The sequence below is a fragment of the Devosia sp. genome, from assembly GCF_017307565.1.
In the GTDB taxonomy this organism is placed as follows: Bacteria; Pseudomonadota; Alphaproteobacteria; order Rhizobiales; family Devosiaceae; genus Devosia.
In genome coordinates, this window is the sequence record NZ_JAFKHD010000277.1 from 1 (window position 1) to 2,977 (window position 2,977).

The 2,977-nt window shown below is 63.6% G+C and carries 2 protein-coding genes; both read left to right on the forward strand.

Annotated elements, in window-relative coordinates; genetic code table 11:
• On the forward strand, positions 1-2,222 hold a 2,222-nt coding region (parC, locus tag J0I64_RS08620), incomplete at its 5' end, for a DNA topoisomerase IV subunit A (RefSeq protein ID WP_291407176.1).
• Positions 2,223-2,486: 264 nt separating this feature from the next.
• Positions 2,487-2,795 carry a Dabb family protein gene (locus tag J0I64_RS08625; RefSeq protein ID WP_291407177.1) on the forward strand — a complete coding sequence of 103 codons (309 nt, stop codon included), beginning with the start codon at positions 2,487-2,489 and terminating at the stop codon, positions 2,793-2,795.
• Positions 2,796-2,977 lie beyond the last annotated feature (182 nt).

Here is a 2,977-nt window from a genome sequence, read left to right on the forward strand (position 1 = left end):
ACCCTCCTCCTGAAGACGGTGCAGCCCGCCGGCAAGGGGCCGATGCCCGCGACGGACTGAAACCGGTCCATCGCCGCATCATCCACGCCATGCGCCTGCTCCGTTTGGACCCCGGCCAAGGCTACAAAAAGTCAGCCCGTATCGTCGGCGACGTGATCGGTAAGTTCCACCCGCATGGCGACCAGTCGATCTACGACGCCCTGGTCCGCCTCGCGCAGGATTTTGCCCTCCGCTACCCGCTCGTCGACGGCCAGGGCAATTTTGGTAACATCGCCGGCGATAGCGCCGCGGCCATGCGATACACAGAATCGCGCATGACCGAAGTCTCGACGCGCCTTTTGGAAGGCATCACCGAGAACGCCATCGACTTCCGTCCCACCTATGACGGCGAAGACGAAGAGCCCGTCGTGCTCCCGTCCAATTTCCCCAACCTGCTCGCCAATGGCTCGACCGGCATCGCCGTGGGCATGGCGACCTCCGTGCCGCCGCACAACATCGTCGAGCTCTGCAACGCGGCGCTGAAGCTGATCTACAATCCGGCCGCGACGACTGAAGAGCTGATCCACGCCGACCTCTCCGCCCCGCCCAGCATGGACGATCTCGTCCGCGGCCCGGACTTCCCGACGGGCGGGCATCTGGTCGAATCCCGCTCCTCCATCGTCCATTCCTACGAGACCGGCCGCGGCGCCTTCCGCCATCGTGCCGTCTGGAACAAGGAAGAAAAGGGCAGGGGCGTCTATCAGATCGTCGTCACCCAGATTCCCTATGGCGTGCAGAAATCGCGTCTCGTCGAAAAGATCGCCGAGCTGCTTCTCGCCAAGAAGCTGCCGCTCCTCAAAGACGTGCGTGACGAAAGCGCCGACGATATCCGCCTCGTGCTCGAGCCGCGCGCCGGCACGGTCGATGCCGTCATCCTCATGGAGCAGCTCTTCAAGCTCACCGAACTTGAGCTGCGTTTCCCGCTTAATCTCAACGTCCTCGACCACGGCACCACGCCGCGCGTCATGGGCCTTGCCGATGCGTTGCGCGCCTGGCTCGATCACCGCAAGATCGTCCTCGTGCGCCGCTCGCAGCACCGGCTCGAACAGATCGAAGCGCGCCTCGAAGTTCTGGCCGGCTACATCATCGCCTATCTCAACCTCGACGAGGTGATCCGCATCATCCGCGAAGAGGACGATGCCAAGGCAAGCCTGATGTCGACCTTCGACCTGACCGACAATCAGGCCGAAGCCATCCTCAACATGCGCCTGCGCTCGCTGCGCAAGCTCGAGGAAATCGAGCTCCGCAAGGAGCATGCCGATCTGACCACCGAAAAGGGCAAGCTCGAAGCGCTGCTCGCCTCTGACAAGAAGCAGTGGGGCGAAATCTCGCGCCAGGTCGAGGCCCTCAAGAAGGCCTATCCGCTTTTCGAAGCCGATGGCGTCACGCCCCATGCCCTTGGCGCTCGCCGCACCGTTTACCTCGACGCGCCGACTGCCGACGCCGCCGAAATCACCGAAGCCTTTATCGAGCGCGAACCGATCACCGTTATCCTCTCGGAAAAGGGTTGGATCCGTGCGCCCAAGGGCCACAATGCCGCGATCGACGAAAAAGGCTTCAAGACCGGCGACCGCCTGAAACTGTCGCTCAACTGCGAAACGACTGACAAGCTGCTCATGCTCACCACGGGCGGTAAGGTCTATACCCTGGGCGCTGACAAGCTCCCCGGCGGCCGCGGTCAGGGCGAGCCGGTGCGCATCATGGTCGATATGGAAGAGGGCCACGACATCGTCGACCTCTTCGTCTATCGCCCCGGCACCAAGCGCATCGTGGCATCCTCGGCCGGCTATGGCTTCATCGTTCCGGAAGACGATCTCATCGCCAATACCCGCAAGGGCAAGCAGATCCTGAACGTGTCGTTGCCTGAAGAAGCGCGCCTGATGGTCCCCTGCGATGGCGACCGCGTCGCCGTCATCGGCGAAAACCGCAAGCTGCTGGTCTTCCCCATCGCCCAGCTGGCGACCATGTCGCGCGGCAAGGGCGTGCGCCTTCAGCGCTACAAGGATGGCGGCATCTCCGACATCAAGACCTTCTACGCCGCCGATGGCCTCACCTGGACCGACAGTTCGGGCCGCACCTATTCCAAGCCGACCGAAGAACTGACCGACTGGCTGGCCGACCGCGCCACCGCCGGCCGCCAACCGCCGACCGGCTTCCCGAGGAATAACAAGTTCGTAGGGTGAGGGCCGCGCGCGTAGCGCAAAATTGCTCCAGTGGAGCAATTTTAGGCCCGAACGCCCGAAGAGCTACGCTCGCAGGGCCTGTGGCCGCGTCGCCCTTTCTTCACCTCGCCCTTTGGGGGAGAGGTCGGCGCGTAGCGCCGGGTGAGGGGCCTCGTCCAAGACCTCCTTTGCCGGGCTCGTCCCGGCAATCCGCCTCTAGGCCGAACTAAACAAGCCGGGCAGTGCTCAACTCACCGCCCCAACCACCTCAAAGGACTCAACAAAATGATCCGCCACTGCGTGCTCGTCCGTTTCCGTCCTGAAGTAACGCTGCAAGACCGCGCCGCGATCTACGCCGAACTTGAATCACTGCGTGAAGTTGTCCCCGGCTTCCTCGCCATGTCCGCCGGCCCCAACGTCTCCCCCGAAGGCCTCCACAAGGGCTTCATCGATGGCTTCACCATGGATTTTGTCGATGAAGCTGCCCGCGACACCTATCTCGACCACCCCGACCACAAAGCCGCCGGCGCCCGCCTCGTCGCCGCCCTCGAAGGTGGCCGAGACGGTCTGATCGTCTTCGATATGGCTGTGTAAGCGCTCATCGTATCCTGAGCATCCACGCTCACGGTGTCATCCCCGCGAAAGCGCAGGCTCGCTGCTCTGCAGTGGTGGCCCTGCGCCTCAGTCCTCGACCCGGCACCAGCCAGCGTGCCCGCGCTGCACTTCCAGCGGCCGATACTGCGCCTTGTAGGCCATCTTGGGCGAGTCCTTCACCC

What these genes read in the sequence shown, in the direction of transcription:
- J0I64_RS08625 (WP_291407177.1), top strand. Translation starts at nt 2,487, where the DNA reads ATGATCCGCCACTGCGTGCTCGTCCGTTTCCGTCCTGAAGTAACGCTG.